The organism is Luteimonas sp. GW821-FHT14E02, from assembly GCF_058803905.1.
On record NZ_JBXAPK010000003.1, the window covers coordinates 26,905 to 51,906 of the forward strand.

Annotated in this window: 24 protein-coding genes and 2 pseudogenes; 14 read left to right on the plus strand and 12 right to left on the minus strand. The window is 65.0% G+C overall.

Annotated elements, in window-relative coordinates; translation table 11 throughout:
- Positions 1 to 90: 90 nt before the first annotated feature.
- The 5 genes from AC1RNP_RS05825 (at position 91) to AC1RNP_RS05845 (ending at position 4,890) form a co-directional block, all read left to right on the plus strand.
- The gene (locus tag AC1RNP_RS05825; protein ID WP_493050321.1) at positions 91 to 648 is read left to right on the plus strand and encodes a GNAT family N-acetyltransferase; all 558 of its coding nucleotides are present in this window, start codon (positions 91 to 93) and stop codon (positions 646 to 648) included.
- 10 nt (positions 649 to 658) lie between these two features.
- Positions 659 to 1,264: a GNAT family N-acetyltransferase gene (locus AC1RNP_RS05830; RefSeq protein WP_493050322.1), complete on the plus strand. Its 606-nt coding sequence runs from the start codon at positions 659 to 661 to the stop codon at positions 1,262 to 1,264.
- Positions 1,261 to 1,911, plus strand: coding sequence for a glutathione S-transferase family protein (locus AC1RNP_RS05835; protein WP_493050323.1), 651 nt, complete (start codon positions 1,261 to 1,263; stop codon positions 1,909 to 1,911). Before AC1RNP_RS05830 ends, AC1RNP_RS05835 begins: the two co-directional genes overlap by 4 nt.
- Before the next feature lie 46 nt (positions 1,912 to 1,957).
- Positions 1,958 to 4,225 (plus strand): thiamine pyrophosphate-dependent enzyme, encoded by a 2,268-nt coding sequence (locus tag AC1RNP_RS05840; protein WP_493050324.1) that lies wholly within the window; start codon positions 1,958 to 1,960, stop codon positions 4,223 to 4,225.
- A gap of 107 nt (positions 4,226 to 4,332) precedes the next feature.
- A complete protein-coding gene (locus AC1RNP_RS05845) occupies positions 4,333 to 4,890 on the plus strand; it encodes an NADPH-dependent FMN reductase (RefSeq protein ID WP_493050325.1) in 558 nt (185 codons plus the stop codon).
- Positions 4,891 to 4,912: 22 nt separating this feature from the next.
- Here the strand turns inward: AC1RNP_RS05845 and AC1RNP_RS05850 are convergent, their stop codons facing one another.
- From AC1RNP_RS05850 to AC1RNP_RS05880, 7 genes and pseudogenes are all read right to left on the minus strand, one after another.
- A complete protein-coding gene (locus AC1RNP_RS05850) occupies positions 4,913 to 5,149 on the minus strand; it encodes a formate dehydrogenase subunit delta (protein WP_493050326.1) in 237 nt (78 codons plus the stop codon).
- A gap of 7 nt (positions 5,150 to 5,156) precedes the next feature.
- Entirely contained in the window at positions 5,157 to 5,990 is an 834-nt protein-coding gene (gene fdhD, locus AC1RNP_RS05855) for a formate dehydrogenase accessory sulfurtransferase FdhD (RefSeq protein WP_493050327.1), read from the minus strand.
- 18 nt (positions 5,991 to 6,008) lie between these two features.
- Positions 6,009 to 8,963 (minus strand): formate dehydrogenase subunit alpha, encoded by a 2,955-nt coding sequence (gene fdhF / locus AC1RNP_RS05860; protein ID WP_493050328.1) that lies wholly within the window; start codon positions 8,961 to 8,963, stop codon positions 6,009 to 6,011.
- An 18-nt stretch (positions 8,964 to 8,981) separates the two neighbouring features.
- Positions 8,982 to 10,544: a formate dehydrogenase beta subunit gene (locus AC1RNP_RS05865; RefSeq protein ID WP_493050329.1), complete on the minus strand. Its 1,563-nt coding sequence runs from the start codon at positions 10,542 to 10,544 to the stop codon at positions 8,982 to 8,984.
- Complete coding sequence (locus AC1RNP_RS05870; protein WP_493050330.1) at positions 10,541 to 11,071, minus strand: formate dehydrogenase subunit gamma; 531 nt, start codon at positions 11,069 to 11,071, stop codon at positions 10,541 to 10,543. The genes AC1RNP_RS05865 and AC1RNP_RS05870 overlap by 4 nt, the downstream gene beginning before the upstream one ends.
- A 21-nt stretch (positions 11,072 to 11,092) precedes the next feature.
- Positions 11,093 to 11,197 (minus strand): annotated as a pseudogene (locus AC1RNP_RS05875) (MFS transporter small subunit); the annotation flags it as partial.
- Between the two features lie 48 nt (positions 11,198 to 11,245).
- Positions 11,246 to 12,760 (minus strand): annotated as a pseudogene (locus AC1RNP_RS05880) (OFA family MFS transporter); the annotation flags it as partial.
- Positions 12,761 to 12,993: 233 nt separating this feature from the next.
- Here AC1RNP_RS05880 and AC1RNP_RS05885 point away from each other — a divergent pair.
- Together AC1RNP_RS05885 and AC1RNP_RS05890 are read left to right on the plus strand one after the other, a co-directional pair.
- A complete protein-coding gene (locus AC1RNP_RS05885) occupies positions 12,994 to 14,070 on the plus strand; it encodes a substrate-binding domain-containing protein (protein ID WP_493050331.1) in 1,077 nt (358 codons plus the stop codon).
- A 79-nt stretch (positions 14,071 to 14,149) separates the two neighbouring features.
- Positions 14,150 to 14,347, plus strand: a complete 198-nt coding sequence (locus AC1RNP_RS05890; protein WP_493050332.1) for a hypothetical protein — start codon at positions 14,150 to 14,152, stop codon at positions 14,345 to 14,347.
- Between the two features lie 118 nt (positions 14,348 to 14,465).
- Here AC1RNP_RS05890 and AC1RNP_RS05895 read toward each other — a convergent pair whose 3' ends face one another.
- Positions 14,466 to 14,975, minus strand: coding sequence for an OmpA family protein (locus AC1RNP_RS05895; RefSeq protein ID WP_493050333.1), 510 nt, complete (start codon positions 14,973 to 14,975; stop codon positions 14,466 to 14,468).
- A gap of 207 nt (positions 14,976 to 15,182) precedes the next feature.
- Positions 15,183 to 16,058 (minus strand): CAF17-like 4Fe-4S cluster assembly/insertion protein YgfZ, encoded by an 876-nt coding sequence (gene ygfZ / locus AC1RNP_RS05900; RefSeq protein WP_493050334.1) that lies wholly within the window; start codon positions 16,056 to 16,058, stop codon positions 15,183 to 15,185.
- A gap of 88 nt (positions 16,059 to 16,146) precedes the next feature.
- Between ygfZ and AC1RNP_RS05905 the strand changes: the two genes are divergently transcribed.
- From AC1RNP_RS05905 to AC1RNP_RS05925, 5 genes are all read left to right on the plus strand, one after another.
- Positions 16,147 to 16,254 carry a DUF1674 domain-containing protein gene (locus tag AC1RNP_RS05905; RefSeq protein WP_493050335.1) on the plus strand — a complete coding sequence of 36 codons (108 nt, stop codon included), beginning with the start codon at positions 16,147 to 16,149 and terminating at the stop codon, positions 16,252 to 16,254.
- Between the two features lie 41 nt (positions 16,255 to 16,295).
- Entirely contained in the window at positions 16,296 to 16,736 is a 441-nt protein-coding gene (sdhC, locus tag AC1RNP_RS05910; RefSeq protein WP_493050336.1) for a succinate dehydrogenase, cytochrome b556 subunit, read from the plus strand.
- On the plus strand, positions 16,733 to 17,155 hold the full coding sequence (gene sdhD, locus AC1RNP_RS05915) for a succinate dehydrogenase, hydrophobic membrane anchor protein (RefSeq protein WP_493050337.1): 423 nt from the start codon (positions 16,733 to 16,735) through the stop codon (positions 17,153 to 17,155). Before sdhC ends, sdhD begins: the two co-directional genes overlap by 4 nt.
- 20 nt (positions 17,156 to 17,175) lie before the next feature.
- Positions 17,176 to 18,969, plus strand: coding sequence for a succinate dehydrogenase flavoprotein subunit (gene sdhA, locus AC1RNP_RS05920; RefSeq protein ID WP_493050338.1), 1,794 nt, complete (start codon positions 17,176 to 17,178; stop codon positions 18,967 to 18,969).
- Positions 18,970 to 19,037: 68 nt separating this feature from the next.
- Positions 19,038 to 19,829, plus strand: coding sequence for a succinate dehydrogenase iron-sulfur subunit (locus tag AC1RNP_RS05925; protein ID WP_493050339.1), 792 nt, complete (start codon positions 19,038 to 19,040; stop codon positions 19,827 to 19,829).
- A 149-nt stretch (positions 19,830 to 19,978) separates the two neighbouring features.
- On the opposite strand, the gene AC1RNP_RS05930 is transcribed toward AC1RNP_RS05925, so the two are convergent.
- The 3 genes from AC1RNP_RS05930 to AC1RNP_RS05940 form a co-directional block, all read right to left on the minus strand.
- Complete coding sequence (locus tag AC1RNP_RS05930; protein WP_493050340.1) at positions 19,979 to 22,810, minus strand: peptidoglycan-binding protein; 2,832 nt, start codon at positions 22,808 to 22,810, stop codon at positions 19,979 to 19,981.
- 48 nt (positions 22,811 to 22,858) lie between these two features.
- Positions 22,859 to 23,434 (minus strand): lysozyme inhibitor LprI family protein, encoded by a 576-nt coding sequence (locus AC1RNP_RS05935; RefSeq protein WP_493050341.1) that lies wholly within the window; start codon positions 23,432 to 23,434, stop codon positions 22,859 to 22,861.
- Between the two features lie 70 nt (positions 23,435 to 23,504).
- The gene (locus AC1RNP_RS05940) at positions 23,505 to 24,104 is read right to left on the minus strand and encodes a hypothetical protein (RefSeq protein ID WP_493050342.1); all 600 of its coding nucleotides are present in this window, start codon (positions 24,102 to 24,104) and stop codon (positions 23,505 to 23,507) included.
- A gap of 202 nt (positions 24,105 to 24,306) precedes the next feature.
- On the opposite strand from AC1RNP_RS05940, the gene AC1RNP_RS05945 reads away from it, so the two are divergent.
- Together AC1RNP_RS05945 and AC1RNP_RS05950 are read left to right on the plus strand one after the other, a co-directional pair.
- Positions 24,307 to 24,561: an FAD assembly factor SdhE gene (locus AC1RNP_RS05945; protein WP_493050343.1), complete on the plus strand. Its 255-nt coding sequence runs from the start codon at positions 24,307 to 24,309 to the stop codon at positions 24,559 to 24,561.
- A gap of 13 nt (positions 24,562 to 24,574) precedes the next feature.
- Positions 24,575 to 24,982 carry a hypothetical protein gene (locus AC1RNP_RS05950; RefSeq protein ID WP_493050344.1) on the plus strand — a complete coding sequence of 136 codons (408 nt, stop codon included), beginning with the start codon at positions 24,575 to 24,577 and terminating at the stop codon, positions 24,980 to 24,982.
- Positions 24,983 to 25,002 lie beyond the last annotated feature (20 nt).

The window sequence follows — 25,002 nt, forward strand, 5'->3', positions numbered from 1 at the left end:
CCCGCGGGACAATTCCCAGGCTAGTAATTTCCCCGCCCTCATCCGCCCCTTCGGGGCACCTTCTCCCGAAGGGAGAAGGAGGGAGGCAACATGGACATCATGCATCTACAGCTGAAAACGCGCCGCTTGATCCTGCGCGTACCGCAGCAGCAGGATTTCGACGGATTCGCCGAGCTTTTCGGCGACGAGGAAGCCGCCCGTTTCGTCGGCGGCCCGCTCAAGCGCGCCGAGGCGTGGCGAAAATTCCTGCAGATGCCCGGCGCCTGGCTGGTGCAGGGCTTCGGCATGTTCTCGGTGATCGATCGCAAGAGCGGCGAGTGGCTCGGTCAGATCGGCCCATGGCGACCGGAAGGCTGGCCGGGGCCGGAAGTCGGCTGGTCGTTCCGTCGCGCTACCTGGGGCAAGGGTTACGCCACCGAGGCGGGCGAGGCGGCGATGGGGTTCGCTTTCGAACAGCTCGGCTGGAAGGAAGTCATCCACTCCATCGATCCCGGCAACATCGCTTCGCAGAAGCTCGCCGAACGCCTGGGTTCCCGCAATCGCGGACCGGGTCAACTGCCCGCGCCCTACGAAGACCATCCGGTCGAAATCTGGGGCCAGTCGCGCGATGAATGGCGCGAGCGTCGCGCCTCGCAGATTGCATCGTGAGGGTGAGGCCGTGATCGATCTCGGACCCACCCTCGAGACCGAGCGCCTGATCCTGCGCCCACCGCGCCTGGAGGATTTCGACGCCTGGGCGGCCTTCATGGACGACGGTGAGCATGTCCGTTATGTCGGTGGCCGGCAATCGCGGCCCGTCGCCTGGCGCAACATGATGTCGGTCATCGGCAGCTGGACGGCCTATGGATTCGCATTCTTCTCGGTGATCGAGAAGGGCAGCGGGCGCTGGATCGGCCGTGTCGGCCCGTGGCGGCCGGAAGGCTGGCCCGGCACCGAGGTCGGCTGGGGCATCGTGGCCGATGCCTGCGGCAAGGGATACGCGGTCGAGAGCGCCGAGGCCACCATGGACTGGGCATTCGAGGCGCTCGGCTGGACCGAGGTGATCCATACGATCGATCTTGCCAATGTGCCGTCGAAGAAGGTCGCGGCCGGGGTCGGCGCGCGTTTGTTGCGTTATGGACGCCTGCCTGAGCCATTCGACGACAAGGAAGTCGAGATCTGGGGCCAGACGCGCGAAGAATGGTTCGCGCGGCGCTCCGCGAAACACACATCGTCAAAACACGCCTCGTCAGAGCACGACTCGCCAGAACAGGCTTCGATATGATCACCGCATACGGCTATTCGGTCTCGGGAAACTGCCACAAGGTGCGATTGTTGCTGGAGCAGCTCGGCCGCGCCTATCGCTGGGTCGAGATCGACAGCAGCAAAGGCGAAACGCGCACGCCGGAATTTCTCGCCAGGAACCGCAACGGCCGCGTGCCGATCATCGAACTCGATGATGGACGGGTGCTTGCAGAATCGAACGCGATCCTGTTTTGGCTGGCCGAAGGTACGTCATATTTGCCTGAAGACGCCTGGCAACGCGCGCAGGCCATGGGCTGGCTGTTCTTCGAACAGTACAGCCACGAGCCTTACATCGCCGTGGCACGTTTCATTCGCGGCTGGACGCCACTTGATTCGCCGCGCCGCGCAGCCGAATTGCCGCGTTGCATCGAGCGCGGGCATCAGGCGCTGGCGGTGATGGAGGACCATCTGCGCGAGCACGACTGGTTCACCGGCGCCAGCTACGGCATCGCGGACATCGCCTTGTTCGCTTACACCGAGGTCGCTCATCACGGCGGCTTCGATCTGGCCGCCTATCCGGCGATCGGCGCCTGGCTTGCGCGCGTGCGCGAGACGCCGGATTTCGTGGCGATGCCCGAACCCGCCACGGAAAACGCCGCATTGCTGGCGGCATCTCCCTCATCCTGAATTCCATCGACGTGCCATCTTGCATCATGAGATGGCAGAGAAACATATGAACGCACCGAAAAATCCCATCCCCGCCCGCATGAAGGGCGTCAATCGCGCCGAGATCTGCGACGTCAATTTCCAGGAATTCGTGCGCGACTGGAATGGTCGTTCCGATACCGATGCGAGGGATTCGCATGATGCGATCCTCGATGGTAGTGCGCTCGACGCGCGCGGATTCCGGGAACTGTTCGAATCGCAGCTGATCTCGCGCCATCTCGATCTGATGGCGCGCGTGCTGCGCGTGCAGAACAAGGTCTTCTACACCATCGGCAGCTCCGGTCATGAAGGCAACGCGATGGTGGCGCGTCTCACGCGCCATACCGATCCGGCGTTCCTGCATTACCGCAGCGGCGGCTTCATGGCCGAGCGCTTCCGCAAGCTGCCGGGCATGGACCCGGTGATGGATTCGGCGCTGTCGTTCGCCGCCAGCAAGGAAGATCCCGCCAGCGGTGGCCGCCACAAAGTCTGGGGCAGCAAGCCGTTGTGGGTGTTGCCGCAAACCTCGACGATCGCGTCGCATCTGCCCAAGGCCTTCGGCACGGCGGTCGCGATCGAGCAGGCGCGGCGCATCGGGCACAAGCTGCCGATACCGCATGACAGCATCGCGATCTGCTCGTTCGGTGACGCGTCCAGCAATCACGCCACGGCGCAGACCGCGTTCAATGCCGCCGCGTGGACCGCGTACCAGAAACTACCGGCACCGGTGTTGTTCGTGTGCGAGGACAACGGCATCGGCATCTCGGTGAAGACGCCGGACGGCTGGGTGTCCCGCAATTTCCGCAATCGTCCCGATCTCGACTATTTCTATGCTGATGGCCTCGATCTCGCAGCCGGATACGGCGATGTCCAGCGTGCCGTCGAGCATTGCCGGCGCACGCGCCGCCCGACGTTCCTGCATCTGCGCACGACGCGGATCATGGGCCACGCCGGCACCGACTTCGAGATCGAATGGCGCAGCATCGAAGAACTGGTCGCAGTGGAGGCAAGCGATCCGCTGTTGCGCTCCGCCGCGATCGCGCTCGAATCCGGATTGATGTCGAAGGACGAAGTCCTCGCCCTGTACGAGGACACGCGCAAGAAATGTTTCGCCGCAGCCGAGGATGCCGACCGGCGTCCGCGTCTGTCGACGTTGCAGGAAGTCATGGCGCCATTGGCGCCGTACACGCCGAAGAAAGTGAAAGCGGAAGCCGAGCGCTTCGATTTCGCGGACAAGCGTCCGGCGGTCTTCGGCGGCGAAGCGAAACTTCCCGAGAAACAGGCGCCGAAGCACCTCGCCATCCACATCAACAATGCGCTGCACGACCTGTTCTGCAAATATCCTGAGGCATTGTTGTTCGGCGAGGACGTGGCGCAGAAGGGCGGCGTGTACACGGTTACCAAAGGGCTGCACAAGGCCTTCGGCAACAAGCGCGTGTTCAACACGCTGCTGGACGAGACGATCATCCTCGGCCTGGCCCAGGGCTATGCCAACATGGGCATGTTGCCGCTGCCGGAAATTCAGTATCTGGCGTATTTCCACAATGCCTGCGACCAGATTCGCGGCGAAGCATCGAGCCTGCAGTTCTTCAGCAACGGCCAGTACCAGAACCCGATGGTGATGCGCATCGCCTCGCTGGGGTATCAGCGCGGTTTCGGCGGGCATTTCCACAACGACAATTCGATCACCGCGCTGCGCGACATCCCTGGATTGGTCGTCGGCTGCCCGAGCCGCGGTGACGACGCGGCAACGATGCTGCGCACGCTGGCGGCGCTGGCGAAAGTGGATGGACGCGTCTGCGCCTTCCTCGAACCCATTGCGCTCTACATGACCAAGGATCTCTACGAGGCCGGCGACGGCGCGTGGATGACCGAGTACCCATCGCCGGATCAGGCGATGCCGCTTGGCGAGGGACGTGTCTACGGAAAAGGCGATGACCTGGTGGTCTTCACTTTCGGCAACGGCGTACCGATGAGCCTGCGTGCCGCGCGCACGTTGGAGAAGAAATACGGCTGGAAGACGCGCGTGGTCGATCTGCGCTGGCTGGTGCCTCTCAACGAAACGTTCATTCGCGAGCAGGCCAAGACCGCCAAACGCATCCTGATCGTCGACGAAGGCCGTCGCAGTGCCGGCGTGGGCGAGGGCATCATCACGGCGGTGGTCGAGGGCGGCTTCGGGGCGCGGCCGTTCCGTCGCGTGGTCGGCGCGGATACGTTCACGCCACTGGCGGGGGCCGCGTTCCTGGTGATTCCTTCGGAAGAAGAGATCGTTGCGGCGGCGGAGACGCTGGTTTAGCCGCAGCCCTGATTGCCGGTGCCTGCGGAACGGTTTCTTCCGTCTTCGACACTTTTTCGAAACGTGCGGAGGGGTAGTCTGAAGATTCCATTCTTGGGAGAGCCGTCATGAGCAAGACCAAGGTCGCCGTATTGATTGGCAGTCTGCGCAAGGATTCGCACAACAAGAAGCTCGCCAGGGCCATCGAGAAGCTGGCCCCGGCCGATTTCGAGTTTGCACACGTCCGCATCGACGATCTGCCGCTGTACACGCAGGATTTCGATGGGGACTATCCCGAGACCGGCAAGCGCCTGAAACAGCAGGTGAGCGAAGCCGATGCGCTGTTGTTCGTGACGCCGGAATACAACCGCTCCATTCCCGGCGTGCTCAAGAACGCCATCGATATCGGATCACGCCCATGGGGAACGAATTCGTTCGCGGGCAAGCCGGCGGGCGTGCTCGGCATTTCGGTGGGCGCGATCGGAACCGCGTTGGCGCAGCAGCATCTGCGCAATGTCCTGGCCTACCTGGACGTGCCGACGATGGGGCAGGTGGAGGTGTTCCTGCAATACAAGGACGGGTTGATCGACGCGGATGGCAACATCGGCAATGACGACACCCGCAAGTTTCTGCAAGGCTGGGTGGACAAGTACGCCGACTGGGTGAAGCTGCACGACCGAAGCTGAAGCTCCGGCCCGATGGATATCGTCAGCGCGGCGGCGTGTGCGACCGCCGCGCCAGTTCGGCGATGGATTCGCGAGCGAAGGAGGAGAGCCCCGCGCCGTCCTCTTCCTGCAGATACAGCATGATCTGCTGGCGCATGCGCGGCTCCCAGAAACGTTGCAGGTGCGACACCATGCTGTCGATGGCGGCGACGCGGTCGGGTTCCGCGTCGAAATAATGGGCGATGTCGTTGGCCATTTCGGCCAGGCGGGTCACATTCATGGGGTCGTCATGGCGTGGCGTCGTGCTGCAGGCGTCGCGGATGCGTGTAGAGCGCGTAACCATCCTCGCGCGCGAAGCCGATCAGGGTGAGGTTGCTGTGTTCGGCGAGCGAGATCGCCAGCGCCGTCGGCGCCGAGACAGCCGCGAGCATGGGCAGATTGGCGCTCGCGGCCTTCATCGCCATCTCGTAGCTGGCGCGGCTGGTGACGACGGCGAAGCCGGATTGCGGATCTAAGTTGGCGCGATGCATGGCGCCGATCAGCTTGTCGAGCGCATTGTGGCGGCCGACGTCCTCGCGTACCAGCAGCACCTCACCTTGAGCATCGGCGAAGCCGGCGGCATGAGTGGCGCCGGTGTGCGCATTGAGGCGTTGACGGTCGCGCAACTCGCGCAAGGCGCGGTGCAGGGCTTCCGGGGTCGTGCGGATGCCTTCGCCGACCGGCTCCGGCCTTCGCAGCGCCGCTTCGAGGAGTTCGCTTCCGCAGATACCGCAGCCGCTGCGCCCGCTTAGGGAGCGCCGGCGGCGCTCCAGCGCGTCCTGCCGGTTTTCCGGGATGCGGATTCGGATTTCGACGCCTTCCAGCAGATGGTCGATGCTCTCGATTCCGATTTCCGCCGCATCGCCGACGATGCCCTCGCTCATGGCGAATCCGAGCGCGAAATCTTCAAGGTCGGCCGGTGTGGCCATCATCACCGCGAACGGTTGATCGTTGTAGACGAAAGCGACCGGCACTTCCTCGGCGATGTGATCGTCGAAACGACGCTCCGCATCGGCGCGATGGCGCTCGACAGGGCGCAGCACGCTGCCTTGCGGCGATTGTGCGGACGGTTCGGCGGTCATGGTGTCTGTGCTCACGGCTCAGGGCGCCGCCACTTCCGGCAGCCCTGTTTCTGACAACCTGGTTTCCGGCAGCAGCGACGACTGGAATTCGTCGAAGACCTTGTGTCGCCGCTGCCATTCCGACGGCTGCGTGACGCGGGTCACCTGCACGGCGGTGACCTTGTACTCGGGACAGTTCGTGGCCCAGTCCGAATTGTCGGTGGTGATCACGTTCGCGCCCGAACCTGGAAAGTGGAAGGTGGTGTAGACCACGCCCGGCTGCACGCGATCGGTGATGCGAGCGCGCAGCACGGTCTCGCCGGCGCGGCTTTCCACGCCGACCCAGTCGCCATCGTTGACGCCACGCTCCTCGGCATCGTGCGGATGCAGTTCCAGCCGGTCCTCGTCGTGCCAGACCGTGTTGGCGGTGCGCCGCGTCTGTGCGCCAACGTTGTACTGGCTGAGGATGCGGCCGGTGGTGAGCAGCAGCGGATAGCGCATCGTGACCTTCTCGCTGGTCGCGACATATGGCGTGAGCATGAACTTGCCCTTGCCGCGCACGAACTCGCCGATGTGCATGGTCGGCGTGCCTTGCGGATGCTCGGCGTTGCAGGGCCACTGAATGCTGCCCAGGCGATCGAGTTTCTCGAAGCTGACGCCGGTGAAGGTTGGCGTGAGCCGGGCGATCTCGTCCATGATCTCGGACGGATGCGCGTAATGCATCGGGTAGCCCATCGCGTTCGACAGCAGCTGGGTGACCTCCCAATCGGCGTAGACAGCCTTCGGCGCCATGATCCTGCGTACCCGCGAGATGCGGCGCTCGGCATTGGTGAAGGTGCCGTCCTTCTCCATGAAGGAGCTGCCGGGCAGGAACACGTGCGCGAACTTGGCGGTTTCGTTGAGGAACAGGTCCTGCACCACCACGCACTCCATCGCCGACAGCGCGGCGGTGACGTGCTGGGTGTTGGGGTCGGATTGGCCGATGTCCTCGCCCTGGATGTACAGGCCGCGGAAGGTGCCGTCGAGCGCGGCTTCGAACATGTTGGGAATGCGCAGGCCGGGTTCGTCGTGCAGCGTGACGTTCCATTCCTGCTCGAACAGGCTGCGCACCGTGCCGTCGGAGACGTGCCGGTAGCCCGGAAGTTCATGCGGGAACGATCCCATGTCGCAGGAACCCTGCACGTTGTTCTGCCCGCGCAGCGGATTCACGCCGACGCCGCGCCGCCCGATGTTGCCGGTGGCCATGGCGAGGTTGGCGATGCCCATCACTGCGGTGGAACCCTGGGAATGTTCGGTGACGCCGAGGCCGTAGTAGATCGCGCCATTGCCGCCGGTGGCATAGAGCCGCGCGGCGCCGCGCACGAGCGTGGCCGGGACGCCGAGTTCGGCCTCCATCGCTTCGGGCGAACGCGACGGGTCCGCGACGTAGGCGCGCCATTTGGCGAACGCATCCGGTTCGCAGCGCGCGGCGACGAATTCCTCGTTCACCAGGCCCTCGGTGACGATCACGTGGGCGAGGGCATTGAGGATCGCCACGTTGGTGCCGGGGCGCAGTTTGAGGTGGTAGTCGGCCTTGATGTGCGGCGTTTCGACCAGATCGATGCGGCGCGGATCGATGACGATCAGTTTGGCGTTGTTCTTTCCGGGCTCTTGAGAAGCATGGTCGCGGCGCAGGCGTTGCTTCATCTGCGAAGCGAACACCGGATGGCCGTCGGTGGGATTGGCGCCGATCACCAGGATGACGTCGGAATCGCGAACGGAATCGAAATCCTGCGTGCCGGCGGATTCGCCGAGCGTCTGCTTCAGGCCGTAACCGGTCGGCGAGTGGCAGACGCGCGCGCAGGTATCGACGTTGTTGTTGCCGAAGCCGGCGCGCACCAATTTCTGTACCAGATAGGTTTCCTCGTTGGTGCAGCGCGAGGACGTGATGCCGCCGATGGCGAAGCGGCCGTGCTCGGCCTGGATGCGCTTGAATTCGCTGGCGGCATGGGCGATCGCCTCTTCCCAGCTCACCACGCGCCAGGGATCGGTGATCCTGGCGCGGATCATCGGTGTGGTGATGCGGTCCGGATGCGTGGCGTAGCCGAGCGCGAAACGACCCTTCACGCAGGAGTGGCCGTGATTGGCGTGACCGTCCGCGTTGGGCACCATGCGCACGAGTTCCTCGCCCTGCATCTCGGCGCGGAAGGAGCAGCCGACGCCGCAGTAGGCACAGGTGGTAACCACGCTGTGCTCGGCCTGGCCCATCGTGATCAGAGATTTCTCCGACAGCGTGGCAGTGGGGCAGGCCTGCACGCAGGCGCCGCAGCTCACGCATTCGGATTCGAGGAAGGATTGGTCCTGGCTCGCCGACACCTTGGATTCGAAACCGCGGCCCTGGATCGTCAATGCGAACGTGCCTTGCACTTCGTCGCAGGCGCGCACGCAGCGCGAGCACACGATGCACTTCGACGGATCGAAGGCGAAATAAGGATTGGATTCGTCCTTGCCGATGAACAAGGGATTGCTGCTGCCATCGGCACGCTGCGGTTTGACGTGATTTTCGCCGTCGTAGCCATAGCGCACTTCGCGCAGGCCGACCACGCCGGCCATGTCCTGCAGTTCGCAGTGACCATTGGCGGGGCAGGTGAGGCAGTCGAGCGGATGGTCGGAGATGTACAGTTCCATCACGCCGCGTCGCAGCTGTGCGAGCTTCGGCGACTGCGTGCGCACGATCATGCCTTCGGCGACCGGCGTGGTGCAGGAAGCCGGGTAGCCCTTGCGGCCCTCGATCTCGACCAGGCACAGCCGGCAGGATCCGAAAGCCTCCAGCGAATCGGTGGCGCAGAGTTTCGGGATCTGGGTGCCGGCGATGGCAGCGGCACGCATGATCGAGGTGCCCGCCGGTACTTCGACGCGTTCTCCGTCGATCTCCAGCCAGACCGTCTGCAAAGGCTCCAGCTCCACGAATTGCGGGGCGGGGGTGCCAAGATCTCGTTCGGCGATGGATCGCATGGGGCCTCCAGCTTCTGACTAGGATGCAACAGCGGCTTCGTGGGGCCGGTTGCCGAAATCTTCCGGAAAATGATTCAGCGCGCTGAGCACGGGGTAGGGCGTCATGCCGCCGAGCGCGCACAGTGAGCCGTGCAGCATCGTTTCGCACAGATCGCGCAGCAGGGCTGCCTGCACGCCGTCCCCGCTTGTGGTCTTGATGCGATCGATCACCTCGACACCGCGCGTCGAGCCGATGCGGCACGACGTGCACTTGCCGCAGGATTCGATGGCACAGAATTCCATGGCGTAGCGCGCCTGTTCGCGCATGTCGATGCTGTCGTCGAACGCGACGATGCCGCCGTGACCAAGCATCGCGCCGATGGCGACGAAGGCTTCGTAATCGAGCGGCGTGTCGAACTGGGATTCGGGCAGATAGGCGCCGAGCGGTCCGCCGACCTGTACCGCGCGGATCGGTCGTCCGCTGGCACTGCCGCCGCCATAGTCGTACAACAGTTCGCGCAAGGTCAGGCCGAAAGCCTTCTCGACCAGGCCGCCATGCTTGATGTTGCCGGCGAGTTGCAGAGGCAAGGTGCCGCGCGAACGGCCCATGCCGTAATCGCGATAGGTCGCCGCGCCTTCGCTCAATACGAAGGGCACGGATGCCAGCGTGATCACGTTGTTGATCACGGTGGGTTTGCCGAACAGGCCAGCGATCGCCGGCAGCGGCGGCTTGAAGCGCACCATGCCGCGCTTGCCTTCCAGGCTTTCCAGCAGCGAGGTTTCCTCGCCGCAGATGTAGGCACCGGCGCCGAGGCGCGCTTCCAGGTTGAAACGATGTTGCGATCCACCGACCTTCTCACCGAGCCAGCCGGCCTGGTAAGCGCGAGCGATGGCGGCATTGAGCTTGCGCCACGCATGCGGGTATTCACTGCGCAGGTAGATGTAGCCCTGCGTGGCACCGGTGGCGATGCCGGCGATGATCATGCCTTCGATCAGGCAGAACGGATCGCCTTCCATCAGCATGCGATCGGAGAAGGTGCCGGAGTCGCCTTCGTCGGCATTGCAGACGATGTATTTCTGCGCGGCGGGCGTGTCCAGCACGGTGCGCCATTTGATGCCCGCCGGGAATGCCGCGCCGCCGCGTCCGCGCAGGCCGGAGTCGGTGACGGCTTGCACGATGTCGGCTTGCGGCATTTCCAGGGCGCGCTGCAGTCCTTTCCAGCCGCCATGCGCGGCGTAGTCGTCGGGATCGAGCGGATCGATCAGGCCGACGCGGGCGAAGGTCAGGCGTTCCTGCTTGGCGAAATACGGATGCGTTTCGACATTGCCCAGGCGGAGACGGTGTTCGCCACCCTGCAACCAGCCTGCGTCGAAGAGGGACGGGACATCTTCCGGCGCGACCGGTGCGTAGGCGATTCGGCCGGCCTGTGTCGCGATCTCCACCAGCGGTTCGATCCACAGCAACCCGCGGGAACCGTTGCGGACGATGCGCACTTCCACGCCGCGTGCAGTCGCTTCGTACGCGATCGCATCGGCGACCTTGTTCGCGCCGACCGAAACGGCGGCGGCATCATCAGGCACGTAGACGGTGACGGCGTTCAAGCGTGCTCTTCCGTCAGGCTGGCTTCGATCAGCGCATCGAAGCGCTCGGGCGTCACGCGGCCGTGCAATTCGCCGTCGAGCAGCATCGCAGGCGACAGCGCGCAGTTGCCGAGGCAATAAATCGGCTCCAGCGTGAAGACGCGATCAGGCGTGTCGTGCTCGCCTGTTTTCAATCCGAGCCTGCGTCGTGCGTGTGCTTCCAGCGCGCGCGCCCCCATCGACTGGCAGGCCTCGGCGCGACACAGCTTCACCACGTGCCGGCCCGCCGGCACGGTGCGGAACTCGTGATAGAAGCTGATCACGCCATGTACATCGGCGCGGCTGAGGTTGAGGGCGGAAGCAATCGGCGCGACGGCGCCTTCCGGCACGAAGCCGAGCGCGTCCTGCACGTCGTGCAGGATCGGCAGCAGTGCGCCGGGCCGGTCGCGATGCCGCTCGATCGCCACAGACACCGCCTGCTGCTGCGAAGCGGCAAGCTGCGGAACGACCTGCGTAACCGATTCGATTTGCCTAGAGCGTTTGCCCATCGGTGTTTTCCATCCTGGAGCTTAATTGAACAACACGAATGCTTTCTGCAGTGTGATCCATACACCCCACGCCAGCGGGATGCCGACCGCGAGCCAGCAGATCGCCACCAGAGCGCCCGGGCCGCCGACAGACGGCGCATGGACGGGCGCATCGGGGGAGGCGGCGATCGGCTTGGGTGGCTCGGTCTCGCGCAGTTGCTGTTCGCTCATGTGATATTTCGGATCCACCGGCTTGATCAGCAGATTGCAGATCAGGCCGAGCAAGAGCAATCCGGCGAGGATGTACATCGTCTGGTCGTACACGCGCGCGGGCGGCAGGCCGCGCCCGAGCTGCCAGTCGCGCAGGTAGTTGACGATCAGCGGACCGAAGATGCCGGCCGCGGCCCAGGCCGTGAGCAGGCGCCCGTGGATCGCGCCGACCATGCGCGTGCCGAACATGTCGGCCAGATACGCCGGCACCGTGGCGAAGCCGCCGCCGTACATCGACAGGATGATGCCGAAGCCGAGCACGAACAGCGCGACGCTGCCGGTGGCGCCCAGATGCGGTGCCGAGGCGTAAAGCACCATGCCAAACAGGAAGAACACGGCGTAGGTGGCCTTGCGCCCGATCTTGTCCGACAGCGAGGCCCAGAAGAAGCGGCCGGCGATGTTGAACAGGCTGAGCAGGCCGGTGAAGGCGGCGGCGATCGTCGCCAGTTCCTTCAGTTGCGCTTCGTCCAGCGATTTGAAGCCGGCGTCGACGCCGATCAGCCGGCCGCCGAACACTTCCTGCAACATTGGCGAAGCCATGCCGATCACGCCGATGCCGGCGGTGACGTTCAGACACAGCACTGCCCAGATCAGCCAGAACTGCGGTGTGCGCCAGGCCTGGTCGAGATGCACCTGCGCGCTGGTGATCATGGCGTTGCCGTTGGTCACGGGCGGCGTCCAGTGCGCGGGTTTCCAGCCGGGCGGCGGCACGCGATAGCCGAGTGCGCCGCACATCATCGAGGTGAAGTAGAGCAGGCCCATCACCACGAACGATTGCCACACGCCGACCGAACTGCCGGTGGCGAAGTGCCGCATCAGGATGTCGGCCAGCGGCGAGCCGATCATGGCGCCGCCGCCGAAGCCCATGATCGCCATGCCGGTGGCCATGCCGCGACGATCGGGGAACCACTTGATCAGCGTCGACACCGGCGAGATGTAGCCCAGGCCCAACCCGATGCCACCGATCACGCCCGAGCCGAGCCACATCAGCCACAACTGGTGCAGGTACACGCCGAGCGCGGAAATCAGCAGACCACCACCCCAGCACACCGCGGCGACCACGCCGGCCTTGCGCGGGCCCACGCGCTCCAGCCAGCCGCCCCACAACGCCGCGGAGCAGCCCAGCAGCACGAAGAACAGCGTGTACATCCAACCCAGCATCTTTACCTGCCAGTCGCAGGTGGTGGTGAACAGCTGCGCCAGCGTGCCCATGTCGGCGGGGCAGGCGACCGGCTGGGTGATGCCGATCGCCTTCGACAGCGGCAGCCAGAACACGCTGAAGCCGTAGGCCATGCCGATGCACAAGTGGATGGCGAGCGCCGCCGGCGGTACCAGCCAGCGATTGAAGCCGGGTTTGGCGACGATCCGTTCGCGCGACAGGAAGCCGTGCTGTTGGAAGCCGTGTCCCTCCCCGGGGAATTCCCGAGTTGGCGACTCCACTACGTCTGTGCTGGCCATGAACCCTCCCGAGGTGTGGCGGCTGGCGGAGACTGTCAGTCGATAAATATGCTTTTAAAAACACAATAGGTTCGAGGATCGGGAGGAATTATCCCCATTTGACAGGAATTTGCTTGAGTGCGATGGTCTAATAATAGGATTCCAATAGCCTATTAAATAGGCGCATCGCCAGTGTTGCCGCGCAGCACCAGCGCCGACCGGAAGGGTGCGAACGCATGTACAAGGTCACCATCCGCCCGCAATGGGAGCTGCGCACCGCCGACGGCCGGGAGATGCCGCCGCGGCTGATCGAGCTGCTGCTGGCCGTGCACGCCACCGGTTCGCTGGCAGCGGCCAGTCGCGAAGCCGGGGTGTCCTATCGCTACGCATGGGGCCTGCTGCGCGAGGCACGCCAGCTGTTCGGCCTGCCGCTGCTGCGTTCCACGCGCGGCCGCGGGGCGCGCCTGACGGCGCTGGGCGAGCGCCTGATCTGGGCGGACAACCGCATCGCCGCGCGCCTGTCGCCCACGCTCGACAGCCTCGCGACCGAGCTGGAAGCAGAGCTCGAACGCAGCATGACGGCGGATGCCGCGCCACTGCGCCTGCATGCCTCGCATGGTTTTGGCGTGGAGACGCTGCGCAGGGCCATGGCCGCCGCCGGTCTGCCACTCGATCTCAAGTACCGCAGCCCGGACGACGCGCTGAGCGCGTTGCGCGCGGGCAGCTGCGATCTTGCCGGCCTGCATCTGCCGATCGGCGAACTGGAAGGCGAGTTGTTGCAGCACTATCTGGATCGCCTCGATCTCGAAAACGATCGTGTCGTGCATCTGGCGATGCGCCGGCAGGGATTGGTCGTCGCGCCCGGCAATCCCAAGCATCTGCGCGTGCTCAGTGATCTGTTGCGCGACGATGTGCGTTTCATCCATCGCCAACCCGGTTCCGGCACGCGGTTGCTGCTGGAATGCATGCTGGCGCGGCAGGGATTGGAACTGTCCGCCATCCATGGCTGCGACGTCGAGGAATTTACCCACGCCGCCGTGGCGGCCTATGTGGCCAGCGGGCTCGCCGATGCCGGCCTTGGCCTGGAGCCGCCGGCGCGTCGTTACGGCCTGGATTATGTGCCGATCCTCACCGAGCATTATTTCTTCCTCTGCCGCGAGCAAGCGTTGCAATCCGCGCGCCTGACCGAATTGCTCGCGCTGCTGCGCGATCCGATCTTCCGCCACGAACTCGGCATGTTGCCTGGTTACGATCCATCGTATTGCGGCAGCGTGCAGACCTTGCGCGAAGCTTTCGTCAGCCTCTCGGCTTGAGGCGTGATTCGCGAAAAATGGCCGGTTTTTGGCTGGTTAGCGTGGTAAGGTGAAAATTCCACAGCGGATTCATATCGCCATGAAAAAAACCGCTCTCATCGTTGCGTTGCTCTTGTCGTTGGCGGGTTGCGCGACTTACGACTACGACAAACCGCCCATCAGCCAGGATCAGTGCAAGCAGGAATTCGACGAATACAATCGCGACAGGCAGATGGGGATTCCCGCGGGAGTAGGCGGGGCCAAGATTTCCGCCGAGTGCATGGAGCGTGCGCCTTAGTGGGGCTTGCTCTCGACCGTTCGCGGATTGGTGACGGCGCAATCCTGCGCCAATAAAAAAACCCCTCCGCGTGGAGGGGTTTTTGCCTTGCCGTGTTTGGCGATGCGTTGATCGGAGGTCAGTTGCGCGGTTCCACGCGGATCTCGACGCGGCGGTTCGGCGCCAGGCAGTCGATCAGGGCCTGTCCCTTTTCCGTCTTGCACTCCACGACCGGTTCGACGCTGCCGCGGCCGACGGCGGTGATCTGTCCGGCCGGAACGCCGCGCTGGATCAGATAGTCGCGCACGGCGTTGGCGCGGCGCGTGGACAGCGCGATGTTGGACTTGTCGCTGCCGATCCGGTCGCTGTAGCCGATGACGTGGATCGTGCTGAGGCTGTCGTTCGCGAGCGCCTTGGTGGCGAGCGCGTCGAGTTCGCCGCGACCGGTCTCGCTCAGATTGGAAAGATCAGCCTTGCCGAAGGCGAACAGGCTGTCGGCGGAGAGTTTCTGCACGTAGGACAGCGACGCGTTGTCCTGCGCTGTCCCGGAGTCTTTGTTGTTGCGGGTGTTCTTCTGCTGGCTGGAGCAGGCGGACAGCGCGAGCACGAGCACGCATGCCGCGGCAGATGCGAAGATGGAGCGATTCATGATGTGTTCCCCTGGAGCGGATGAGCGAAACCGTGAGGACGCTTTCCTCGAGCGGGCGCGAAAACCGCGGGCCTGCGTGGCGTCCGCGGGCAGCTTAGCAAGTCCCTGTTGCCGAATATATCGATGGGATTTGCGGTTCGCGCGCAGGCGGCGCGTGAAAAGCGCCAGCGAGCCGGCCCTTGGTAACGGCCCTTGGCGAGCAGGCCTTTAGCGGGCGAGCCCTTCCCGCAGGGGCGCGGTCTCGGCCGGCACGCCGGCGATCCGCAGCGGCGCCCCGCCGCGCTCCAGTGGCAGCACGGCCAGGGCGAGATGGCGCGGCGTCTCCCCAGACTGGAACGCGGTGGACAGGACGGTGCCGGCGGCGCGGTTGTCCTCGGCGACCTCATCCCCGACTTCGATCGGAGTTGCGGCTTGCAGCAGGGTCAGATGCCGCTTCGCCTGCCCGAGGAAATGGGTGCGGGCGACGATTTCCTGGCCGGGATAGCAGCCTTTCTTCACGCTGTATGCATGCAGGCGATCAAGCGAAAGCTGCTGCGGCGTCCAATGCTCACTTTGCGAGGCGGGCAGGCGTGGCAGGCCGTGCGCCAGATCGAATGCGCGCCAGCGGGCGAGAGCATTCGTGTCCTCGGTGGTGGATGCGGAACCGATGCGAAGCGTGCGTGGTTGATCCGTGGTGCCGACATCCAGTTCGAGCGTGCCATCGGCCTTGCTCGCAAACCGATCGCGCGCGGCAGTGGCCGGGGCCAGGAACGCGCCGCCGACGTGCAGATCATCGCGCACGGCGAATGACGCCTTGCGCCGGAAGACGAAGGCCCGCAGCTTGGTCGCGACGGCTTCGGCATCCGCATCGGGCAACACCAGCCACAGGGTTTCGGCATCCAGACGCAAGAGCGCGAACAACGCGATCACGCGTCCTTTCGGCGTCAGCCAGCCGTTCCATTGCCAGTGGCCGTCGGCGAGCGCGGCCACGTCGTTCATGAACTGAGCCTGTGCATAGGCGACCGCATCCCGGCCGGTCAGTGCCATGATGCGATGGTCGGGAAGTGCGAAGAACGCAGTGTCCGGAGCGGCCTGCTTGTCCATAACGGGACTGGGAATTAAACTTTCGTTCGTGCGAGACCCAGCCATCATAGGCGAAAGCGTTCCCCAGCCGGAGCCGGTACAGACGGAAATGCCCGTTCCGGTACCGGTGCCGCAGAAGGAGATCGGGGGCCGCGACGGCCCTGATCCCACCCGCTACGGCGACTGGGAAAAGAACGGTCGCTGCATCGATTTCTGACCGATCGCGATATTTCATTTCCATCCGGCAGCCGCCGCACAATGAGCCAACGCGGCACGCTGCCGCCCAGCGAAGAGAACCGCGCCGCGATGTCCAATAAACGCCCCATCTCGCCTTTCATGCTCGGGAGCCATTACCGGTTCCAGATCACGTCGGTCATGTCGTTCCTGCACCGGATGACCGGCATCGCCCTGTGGGTGGGCGCGTTCGGCCTGGCCTGGTGGCTGCTGGCGGTGGCGGCGGGTGGTGACGCCTACGCACACGCGGCGGCCTGCCTGGCTTCGCCGTTCGGCAAGTTCGTGCTGTTCGGCTTCTCGTTCTCGCTGGTCTATCACCTGCTCAACGGCATCCGGCACCTGCTGTGGGATATCGGCCTGGGCTTCGAGATTCCCGAGGTCTACCGCTCCGGCTACACGGTTGCGGTTCTCTCCGTGGTGTTCACGGTCCTGATCTGGTTCTTCGCGCTGCGGGGTGGAGCATGAGCGAGTCGACGTCCAGCGCGAAGCCCGCTTCCGCGAAGAAGGATTACCGGACGCCAATCGCCCGCGCGCGCGGTTTGGGATCGGCCAAGTCCGGCGTCGGCCACTTCTGGTGGCAGCGCGTCACCGCGATCGTGCTGGCGGTGTTGGTGCCCTGGCTGGTCGGCATCCTGGTGTCGTTCGTCGGCGCCGATCTCGCCACCGTGCATGCGACGCTGGCCAAGCCCTACAACGCGATCCTGTTCGCGATCTTCGTGCTGGCGCTGTTCTGGCACGCGAAGCTCGGCATCCAGGTGGTGATCGAGGACTACGTGCACACGCGCGCCTACGAGATCGCCCTGCAGCTTCTTGTCACCTTCCTCTGCGTCTTCGGAGCGCTCGCGTCGTTGTACGCGATCGGCCGCATCGCGCTGCTGGCCTGAGCCCTCATACAAAGCCGACGATGAGCAACGCCTACAAGATCACCGAACACAAATACGACATGGTCGTGGTCGGCGCCGGTGGCGCCGGTCTGCGCGCCACCTTCGGCCTCGCGCACAAGGGCCTGCAGACCGCCTGCATCACCAAGGTGTTCCCGACGCGCTCGCACACGGTGGCGGCGCAGGGCGGCATCTCCGCCGCGCTCGGGAACATGAGCGAGGACGACTGGCGCTATCACTTCTACGACACCATCAAGGGCTCGGACTGGCTGGGCGATCAGGATGCGATCGAGTACATGTGCCGCGAAGCGATTCCGGCTGTGATCGAGCTCGAACACCAGGGCGTGCCGTTCTCTCGGACCGAGGAAGGCAAGATCTACCAGCGCCCGTTCGGCGGCATGACCACGAAGTATGGTGAAGGCCCCGCCGCGCAACGCACCTGCGCTGCCGCCGACCGCACCGGGCACGCCATGCTGCATACGCTGTACCAGCAGTCGCTCAAGCACGACGCGCGCTTCTTCATCGAATACTTCGCGCTCGACCTGATCATGGACGCCGACGGCGCCTGCCGCGGCGTGCTCGCGCTCGACATGGCCGAAGGCACGCTGCACCTGTTCCGCGCCCACGGCGTGGTGCTGGCCACTGGCGGCTATGGCCGGGCCTTCTTCTCGGCGACATCGGCGCATACCTGCACCGGCGACGGTGGCGGCATGGCGCTGCGCGCCGGCCTCGGCCTGCAGGACATGGAATTCGTGCAATTCCATCCGACCGGCATCTACGGCGCCGGCTGCCTGATCACCGAGGGCGTGCGAGGTGAGGGCGGCATCCTGCGCAACAGCCAGGGCGAGCGCTTCATGGAGCGCTACGCGCCGAACGCGAAGGATCTTGCATCGCGCGACGTGGTCAGCCGCTCGATGACGCTGGAAATCCGCGAAGGCCGCGGCGTCGGCGAGCACAAGGACCACATCCATCTCGACCTGACGCACCTCGATCCGAAGGACATCCACGAGAAGCTTCCGGGCATCGCCGAGAGTGCGCGCATCTTCGCTGGCGTGGACGTCACCAAGCAGCCGATCCCGGTGATCCCGACCGTGCACTACAACATGGGCGGCATCCCGACCAATTACCACGGCGAAGTCGTGCAGAAGCGCGGCGACGATCCGGATGCGGTGGTGCCGGGTCTGTACGCCATCGGCGAAGCCGCCTGCGTATCGGTGCATGGCGCCAACCGTCTTGGCTCCAACTCGCTGCTCGACCTCGTTGTGTTCGGCCGCGCCGTCGCGAATCGCTGCGGCGAGACGATCAAGCCGAACCAGCCGCACAAGCCCCTGCCGAAGGACGCCTGCGACAAGTCGCTCGCCAACCTCGACAAGCTGCGCAACGCCAACGGCGGCACGCCGACGGCGGTGATCCGCGACAAGATGCAGCGCACGATGCAGGCCGACGCCGCCGTGTTCCGCACCGGCGAAACGCTGGCCGAGGGCGTGAAGAAGATCCGCGAGATCCATGCATCGTTCGCCGACGTCAAGGTCAGCGACCGCTCGCTGGTCTGGAACTCCGACCTGATCGAGACCTTCGAACTGCAGAACCTGCTCGGCCAGGCGCTGGCGACGATCGTTTCCGCCGAGAACCGCACCGAGTCGCGTGGCGCGCATGCGCGCGAGGACTTCCCGGACCGCAACGACGTCGACTGGCAGAAGCACACGCTGTGCTCGGTTGCCGACAACGGCGAAACCAACATCGATTACCGCCCGGTGCACATGTATACCCTCGACGACGAAGTCGAAGTTGTACCGCCGAAAGCGCGCGTGTATTGAATTGAGAAGTCCGCACATGGATGTGCGGGATTTTGCGGAGGGATCCGCGTTTACCGGGAAACGAAACCGTGGCCGAATTCACTCTTCCCAAGAACTCGAAAGTCCACAAGGGCAGGCGTTTCTCCGCGCCGGCCGGTGCCAAGCGCATCCGCGAGTTCAAGGTGTACCGCTGGAACCCGGACGACGGCGAGAACCCGCGCACCGACACTTACGAGGTCGATCTCGACAAGTGCGGGCCGATGGTTCTGGACGCGCTGATCAAGATCAAGAACGAGATCGATCCGACGCTGACCTTCCGCCGCTCCTGCCGCGAGGGCATCTGCGGCAGCTGCGCGATGAACATCGACGGCACCAACACGCTGGCGTGCACGAAGGCGATCGACGACTGCGGCAAGGGCAAGGGCGAAGTGCCGATCTACCCATTGCCGCACATGGAAGTGGTGAAGGATCTGGTCCCGGACCTGACCCACTTCTACGCGCAGTACGCCTCGATCAAGCCGTGGATCCGCACGCAGAGCGCGCCGCCGCCGGATCGCGAGCGCCTGCAGTCGAAGGATGACCGCGCCAAGCTCGATGGTCTGTACGAGTGCATCCTGTGCGCCTGCTGCAGCACTTCATGCCCGAGCTACTGGTGGAACGGCGATCGTTATCTCGGCCCCGCGATCCTGTTGCAGGCTTATCGCTGGATCATCGACAGCCGTGACGAGGATACTGGCGCGCGCCTGGACGATCTCGAGGATCCGTTCAAGCTCTATCGCTGCCACACGATCATGAACTGCGCGCGGACCTGTCCGAAGGGTCTCAATCCGGCCAAGGCGATCGGCGAGATCAAGCAGCTGATGCTGGCGCGGCAGGTGTGACCGGCAGGCGCGCGGTGCGCGCCTGAATCGTTTCCGTCATGGTTGAGCCGCGCATTCCGCGGCCGGAACAAGTCGAGCAGAAGACAGCCACGCAGATGCGCTGACGCTTGAAGGCGGCAGCGCATCGTTGACATGGCGTCGTCAAGGCGTCAGGCGTAACTCATCGCCGATTGCTGGCGACGTTCTTGTTCCTGTTGGTTGCGATGCTGATCCTGCATGCGGACGTTGTTCGAGACCTGCGTGGCCTGCTCGCTGCTTTCACGGATCGGCTGCTGTACGGCTTGCTGGGTGCTGATCGCATCGGTGCGGATGTTGAGCTCCGACAGATTGCCCTGCGGGCTGTTTTGCACCACGCGCGCGAGTGAGCCATCGCGGCTCAATTCCACGCGATCCACGCGGGAGATGCGTTCACGGATCGCTTCAACAGTCAGCGCCGCGGCAAGTCGTTCGCTGTGTTCGCCTGGGACGACGCCACGCTCCCTTTCGGCGGCCTGGACCGCATGCAGAACCTGATTGAACAGTGGGTTGTTCGGATTCTGCGGATGCGTAAGCAGATCGGGTGAACCTGTCTGCTGGGGCTGTTGCGGATTGGCCGGCGCGGGTTGCGCACCCGGTTGAGCCGGAGTGGCGGGGGCCGTCTGCGTGCCTGTTTGAGCCGGAGTGGTGGGCGGGGTCTGTGCGCCCGGTTGAGCCGGAGTAGCTGGTGCGGTCTGCGTCGGTGTTGCAGGAGCGGGCTGCGTCGTCTGGCCCTGCGTGCGTTCGCGCGCGGCGGTTTCGATCGCACTGCGGGTGGCTTCGTCGGCGATGCCGGTCTGCGGCAGGTTGTGACCGCGCTGGAAGTCGCGGACCGCGGTTTCGGTCTGTGTGCCGTAGAAACCGGTCGCGCCGATCGATCGTCCCTGGCCGTCGCGGAACTGCGCGCCGAGCGTGATCAGGTTCTGCTGCAACTCACGCACGGAGTCGCCGCGCTCGCTGCGCTGCAGGCGGCCATCGGCCAGCGGGTCGTGTGCCTGGGCGCGCTGGGGATTGTTCCAGTACGCCTCGGGGTCGAGCAGCCGGCCGTTCGGATCGCGCATCTGGTAATGCACGTGCTGCGCGTAGTCGCCCGGGCCGCCTGGGCCGCGGCCACCCATCGTGCCGATCGGATCGCCCGCCTGGACGCGGGTCGGCGGATTGGTCACCTGCACCGAGCGCGAATCCATGTGCAGGATTTCGTGCATGTTGCCCTGGTCGTCGCGGATCTTCACGGTGCCGTAGCTGCCGCCCGAGAACACGACTTCGCCGCTGACCGGCGAACGCACGGTCGGATGGCGCAGGTTGGCGCCGGATTGTCCGCCGACGTAGTTGAAGTCGACGCCACCGTGATCATCGTGCCGGCCGTTGATGATGCGGTCGCCGAAGTCGCTGGTGATGTGCGGAGCGACGCCGTTCTGCGGCGGCAGCATGATCCGCATCACGTCGTTGAACGACTGCGGGCCTTGTGCGGCAGATGCGGGATTTGCCGGTGGCGTCTGCGTGCCTGGCTGGGCCGGCGCGGGAGTTGGCGTCTGCGCAGCCGGTTGAGCAGGGGCCGGAGCAGGCGTCTGCGCACCCGGCTGGACCGGAGCAGGCGCGGGCGTCTGTGTGCCCGGCTGCGGCGCGGCTTGCGTGCGTTCGCGTGCGGCGGTCTCGATCGCGCGGAGCGTGGCCGGATCGGCGGCACCGGTGGGATTGATTCCGTGGGTCTGCTGGAAGGTCCGCACCGCGTCACGGGTGCCGTCGCCGTAGTAGCCGTCGGCGGTGAGCGGCTGGCCGTTGCGCTCGGTGGCGCCGAGCGTCCTCAGGTTGTTCTGCAATCCACGGACTTCCCGGTCGATTGCGCCGAGGGTGGCCGGGCCGGCCTTGCCGTCGACCGGCTCCAGGCGCGCACCGCGCTGATAGGCTTCCACGGCTTGCTTGGTCTCGGCGGTGAACTGGCCGTCCACCTGCAACGCCCGGCCCTGGGCGTCTGTGATGCCCAGACCTGCCAGATTGGACTCGAGCTTGCGGACTTCGCGGCCGCTTTCGCCCTGTTCGAGCACGGTGTTGGCGGCCGACCTGCCCGGCGTCCGGCCGGGCAGCGCGGACAGCGCCTGCCGCACGTCCGGATTGTTGCGCTCGTTGGCGGGATCGTAATCCGGCCGACTGACCTGCGCGTGGGCGCGGTCCATCGCGGGCCGCCGGGCCGGGTCGGCGTAGTTGGCCTCGTAGCCTTCCGCCAGATTGCCCGCACGCGGTCCGGCGTAATGGCGCGAAACCGTGCGTTGGATGTTCCTGGCTTCCTCCATCAGCGCGTCGTAATCCCCGCCGTTCCTGAGCACGTTTTCCAGCCTGCCCAGCGTGCCGGGAAGCTGGTTGGCCGTCTTGGCGAGGACGTTGATGGCTTCGAAGCGGCGGTCTTCCGGAATGTTCTGTCCATGCCGGTCGAGGATCGACATCGCGGTCTGCGTCGCGTTCCTGACCTGCGGGTAGTCGATGTTGGCGTGGATCCAGCGCCTGCCTTCGTCGGAAGAGGCCCAGGCATTGATGCTGTCGCGCGTGTTGGCGTCGATGAAGGTGATCGAATCGCGGCGCGTGCCGTTCGACCTCAGCCCGCCGTCGCCGTGGCTGAGCAGATCGGTGCGCAGCTGAGCCGTGTTGTTGGTGAATGGCAAGCCGTGTTGCCGGGCATAGGTCGAGGCCTGTCCGATGATGGCATCCACATAGGTGGTCTCGCCGGCACTGAGCGGGCGTTCGCGGATCGCGCCGAGCGGCCAGGTACCGCGCTGCCCCAGGTCAACCTGGATCGTGCCGATGCTGTAGCCGCTGTTGTCGGCCACGGCGCCGACCTGTCCCCATTCGCTGTTTCTCACGCCGGCGACCGACAGCCGGTACGACGCGCTGCCGCCCTCCGTGCCGCGGCCGACGGTGAAATACACCGCTCCGGCCGTGGCATCGAGATTTCTGGTATCGATGTTCGTCATGCATCACTCCCTTGTATGAGTTCCTGGAATTCCGTTTTTGAAGTCGGGCTATGGCTGGCTCTTCGCCAACTCCGTGTAGTTTTCGAGACGATTGGCGCGTTCGGCCAGGCGCAGCATCTGATTCTCGACGCCCTGGAGGTTCCCCAGCTGACCCAGATTGTCGAAGATCGAGGCCTCGAACGCGCCGTCCTTCTGCTGAAGCTGCACCCAGGCGCGCTGTGCTTCCACCATCTGCTCGCGCTGGCTGCCCTTGAGCTCGGCGAGGAGCGCCTTGTAGACCTGATTCAGTCTCTTGTCCTGGCGATCACGTTCGTCGGTGAGGCAGTCCGCTTGGGCGATCGAATCCGTATCCGCGCGTTCCATGCAGGCGGTGAAGGTTTGCGTGATGCCCTTCGTTTTTGGCAGCGCACCCGGATCCTCGTCGTCGGAGGAGGGTTTCTTTTCAGTCGCGGATGCCGTCGAATCGCCAGCGGCATTGGCGGCCGGCGTGCTCGCGGCCACCAGCGTCGAAGCTGTGGCCGGGACTTTGTTGCCGTCAGCGGCGGCTTCGCCGCCGGCCTTCGCGCAGGCTGCGACGCAAAAGCCCAGAAGCAGCGTTGGCAGTAGAAGATTTCGGTGATTCATTCTTTCGTATGCTCCCTACAGACGACCGATTGGCGTTGGATTCCTATTGCACGATAGCAGGATGCTTCGTCTATCCAGGAGGCGGCGCCTCGCCCGGAAACGCCTTCCCGAACGCCGGATCGACGATCTTGACGAGGGTCCAGCACTGGTCGTGGCGGAAGGTATAGCGAAGCTGCGCATCGGTGTCCGGCACTTCCAGCACGACGATGGCGGATTTGTCGTCCGCCGGGATCTCCCGGTACTGCAATCCTTCCTTGGACTGTTGCGCGCGATTGGGCATCACGGGGAAGTGGAGCTTTTCGCGAGGCAGCGGTTCGCTGGATTCGGCTGGCTCGGGTTGTGCATTCCAGTCGATGAAAGCAGTGTCGACGACATCGGCCGTGAATGCCTTTTGCAGGGCAGGGTCCTCGGCGAAGGCGACGATGAAGGCTTTCAGTTCCTGCGAGGGGCAGGCGATGCTGGTGGGAGATTGTTGATCGGTCGTGGCGGCCGTCGGAGTCGGTTCGGTTTCCGGAGGCGATGCAGATGCCGGAGCCGACACGGGCACCGGTGCCGATGCGGGCGCCGGCTTGGAGGAATCGCAGGCAGAAAGCACGAACAGCGCCGTGGCGGCGAGACCGAACAGGTAGCGGGTCGAGGCAGCGCGCGGGCCAGAACGAAAGGCGGTCATGCAAGAGTCCATTTGAGAGATGAGGTCGCCGATGTAGGTTGCATCGGTAGCCTAATGCCTGTCCATGGCATCTGCCTCGTCGCGATAATATCCAGGTTCCATGTCCGTGTTGCAACAGTGCCCGCCTGTCGGGCAGGCCGGACCCCTGACTGGCGGGTCCGGATCATCCGGGGTCGCAGCGCAATGTAAAGAGGAGACGAACGTGGATCAGGAAGCGGAGCTCCGGCGCCTGCGCTGGCGCAGTCGCCGCGGCATGCGTGAACTCGATCAGCTGTTCAATCGCTGGCTCGACCAGCGCTATGCGCAGGCGTCCGAGGCCGAGCGCGGGGTTTTCCGACTGTTGCTGGACTGCGAAGACGATAGGCTGTGGAAGTGGTTCCTCGGTCATGAACGTCCCGCAGATGCCGAACTCGACGCGCTCGTCCAAGCGATTCGCGCCCTCCCGCCCGCGGGCTAAGCCAGGGGGCAGGGTGGCGTGGCGGCCTTCGCGCCTCCTGATCGCGATCCTCGTCTCGTTCGCGTTGCTGGCGCCGCTGGCCGTGCTGGCTTCGGAGATGCCACGCGTGGCGGCGTGGCCGCTGGCGTTGTTGGCCTTCGTGTCCGGGCTGTGCAAGGCATATCGGGAAGCGGCAAGACCGGCATGCGACATCGTGATCGCGGCCGGTGACGCCGCATCCACGATCGACGGGCGGGCTGCCCGCGATCTGATCGTCACCTGGCGGGGGCCGCTTGCCTTCCTGCGTTGGCGCGATGAGGACGACCGTACCCGGCGGCTCGCCTTCTGGCCGGACACGTTGCCGGCCGGACCGCGGCGTGAACTGCGGCTGGCCGCCTCCAGCCAGGAAATTACGCGGTCGAGGGCTTCGGTGGCACCATAGCGGCTGTTTTGGCAGCCGCA

Coding starts and splice junctions, on each gene's coding strand:
- AC1RNP_RS05825 (WP_493050321.1), top strand. CDS start 91: ATGGACATCATGCATCTACAGCTGAAAACGCGCCGCTTGATCCTGCGC.
- AC1RNP_RS05835 (WP_493050323.1), top strand. CDS start 1,261: ATGATCACCGCATACGGCTATTCGGTCTCGGGAAACTGCCACAAGGTG.
- AC1RNP_RS05840 (WP_493050324.1), top strand. CDS start 1,958: ATGAACGCACCGAAAAATCCCATCCCCGCCCGCATGAAGGGCGTCAAT.
- AC1RNP_RS05845 (WP_493050325.1), top strand. CDS start 4,333: ATGAGCAAGACCAAGGTCGCCGTATTGATTGGCAGTCTGCGCAAGGAT.
- AC1RNP_RS05850 (WP_493050326.1), bottom strand. CDS start 5,149: ATGAATGTGACCCGCCTGGCCGAAATGGCCAACGACATCGCCCATTAT.
- fdhD (WP_493050327.1), bottom strand. CDS start 5,990: ATGACCGCCGAACCGTCCGCACAATCGCCGCAAGGCAGCGTGCTGCGC.
- fdhF (WP_493050328.1), bottom strand. CDS start 8,963: ATGCGATCCATCGCCGAACGAGATCTTGGCACCCCCGCCCCGCAATTC.
- AC1RNP_RS05870 (WP_493050330.1), bottom strand. CDS start 11,071: ATGGGCAAACGCTCTAGGCAAATCGAATCGGTTACGCAGGTCGTTCCG.
- AC1RNP_RS05885 (WP_493050331.1), top strand. CDS start 12,994: ATGTACAAGGTCACCATCCGCCCGCAATGGGAGCTGCGCACCGCCGAC.
- AC1RNP_RS05890 (WP_493050332.1), top strand. CDS start 14,150: ATGAAAAAAACCGCTCTCATCGTTGCGTTGCTCTTGTCGTTGGCGGGT.
- AC1RNP_RS05895 (WP_493050333.1), bottom strand. CDS start 14,975: ATGAATCGCTCCATCTTCGCATCTGCCGCGGCATGCGTGCTCGTGCTC.
- ygfZ (WP_493050334.1), bottom strand. CDS start 16,058: ATGGACAAGCAGGCCGCTCCGGACACTGCGTTCTTCGCACTTCCCGAC.
- AC1RNP_RS05905 (WP_493050335.1), top strand. CDS start 16,147: ATGCCCGTTCCGGTACCGGTGCCGCAGAAGGAGATCGGGGGCCGCGAC.
- sdhC (WP_493050336.1), top strand. CDS start 16,296: ATGAGCCAACGCGGCACGCTGCCGCCCAGCGAAGAGAACCGCGCCGCG.
- sdhD (WP_493050337.1), top strand. CDS start 16,733: ATGAGCGAGTCGACGTCCAGCGCGAAGCCCGCTTCCGCGAAGAAGGAT.
- sdhA (WP_493050338.1), top strand. CDS start 17,176: ATGAGCAACGCCTACAAGATCACCGAACACAAATACGACATGGTCGTG.
- AC1RNP_RS05930 (WP_493050340.1), bottom strand. CDS start 22,810: ATGACGAACATCGATACCAGAAATCTCGATGCCACGGCCGGAGCGGTG.
- AC1RNP_RS05935 (WP_493050341.1), bottom strand. CDS start 23,434: ATGAATCACCGAAATCTTCTACTGCCAACGCTGCTTCTGGGCTTTTGC.
- AC1RNP_RS05940 (WP_493050342.1), bottom strand. CDS start 24,104: ATGACCGCCTTTCGTTCTGGCCCGCGCGCTGCCTCGACCCGCTACCTG.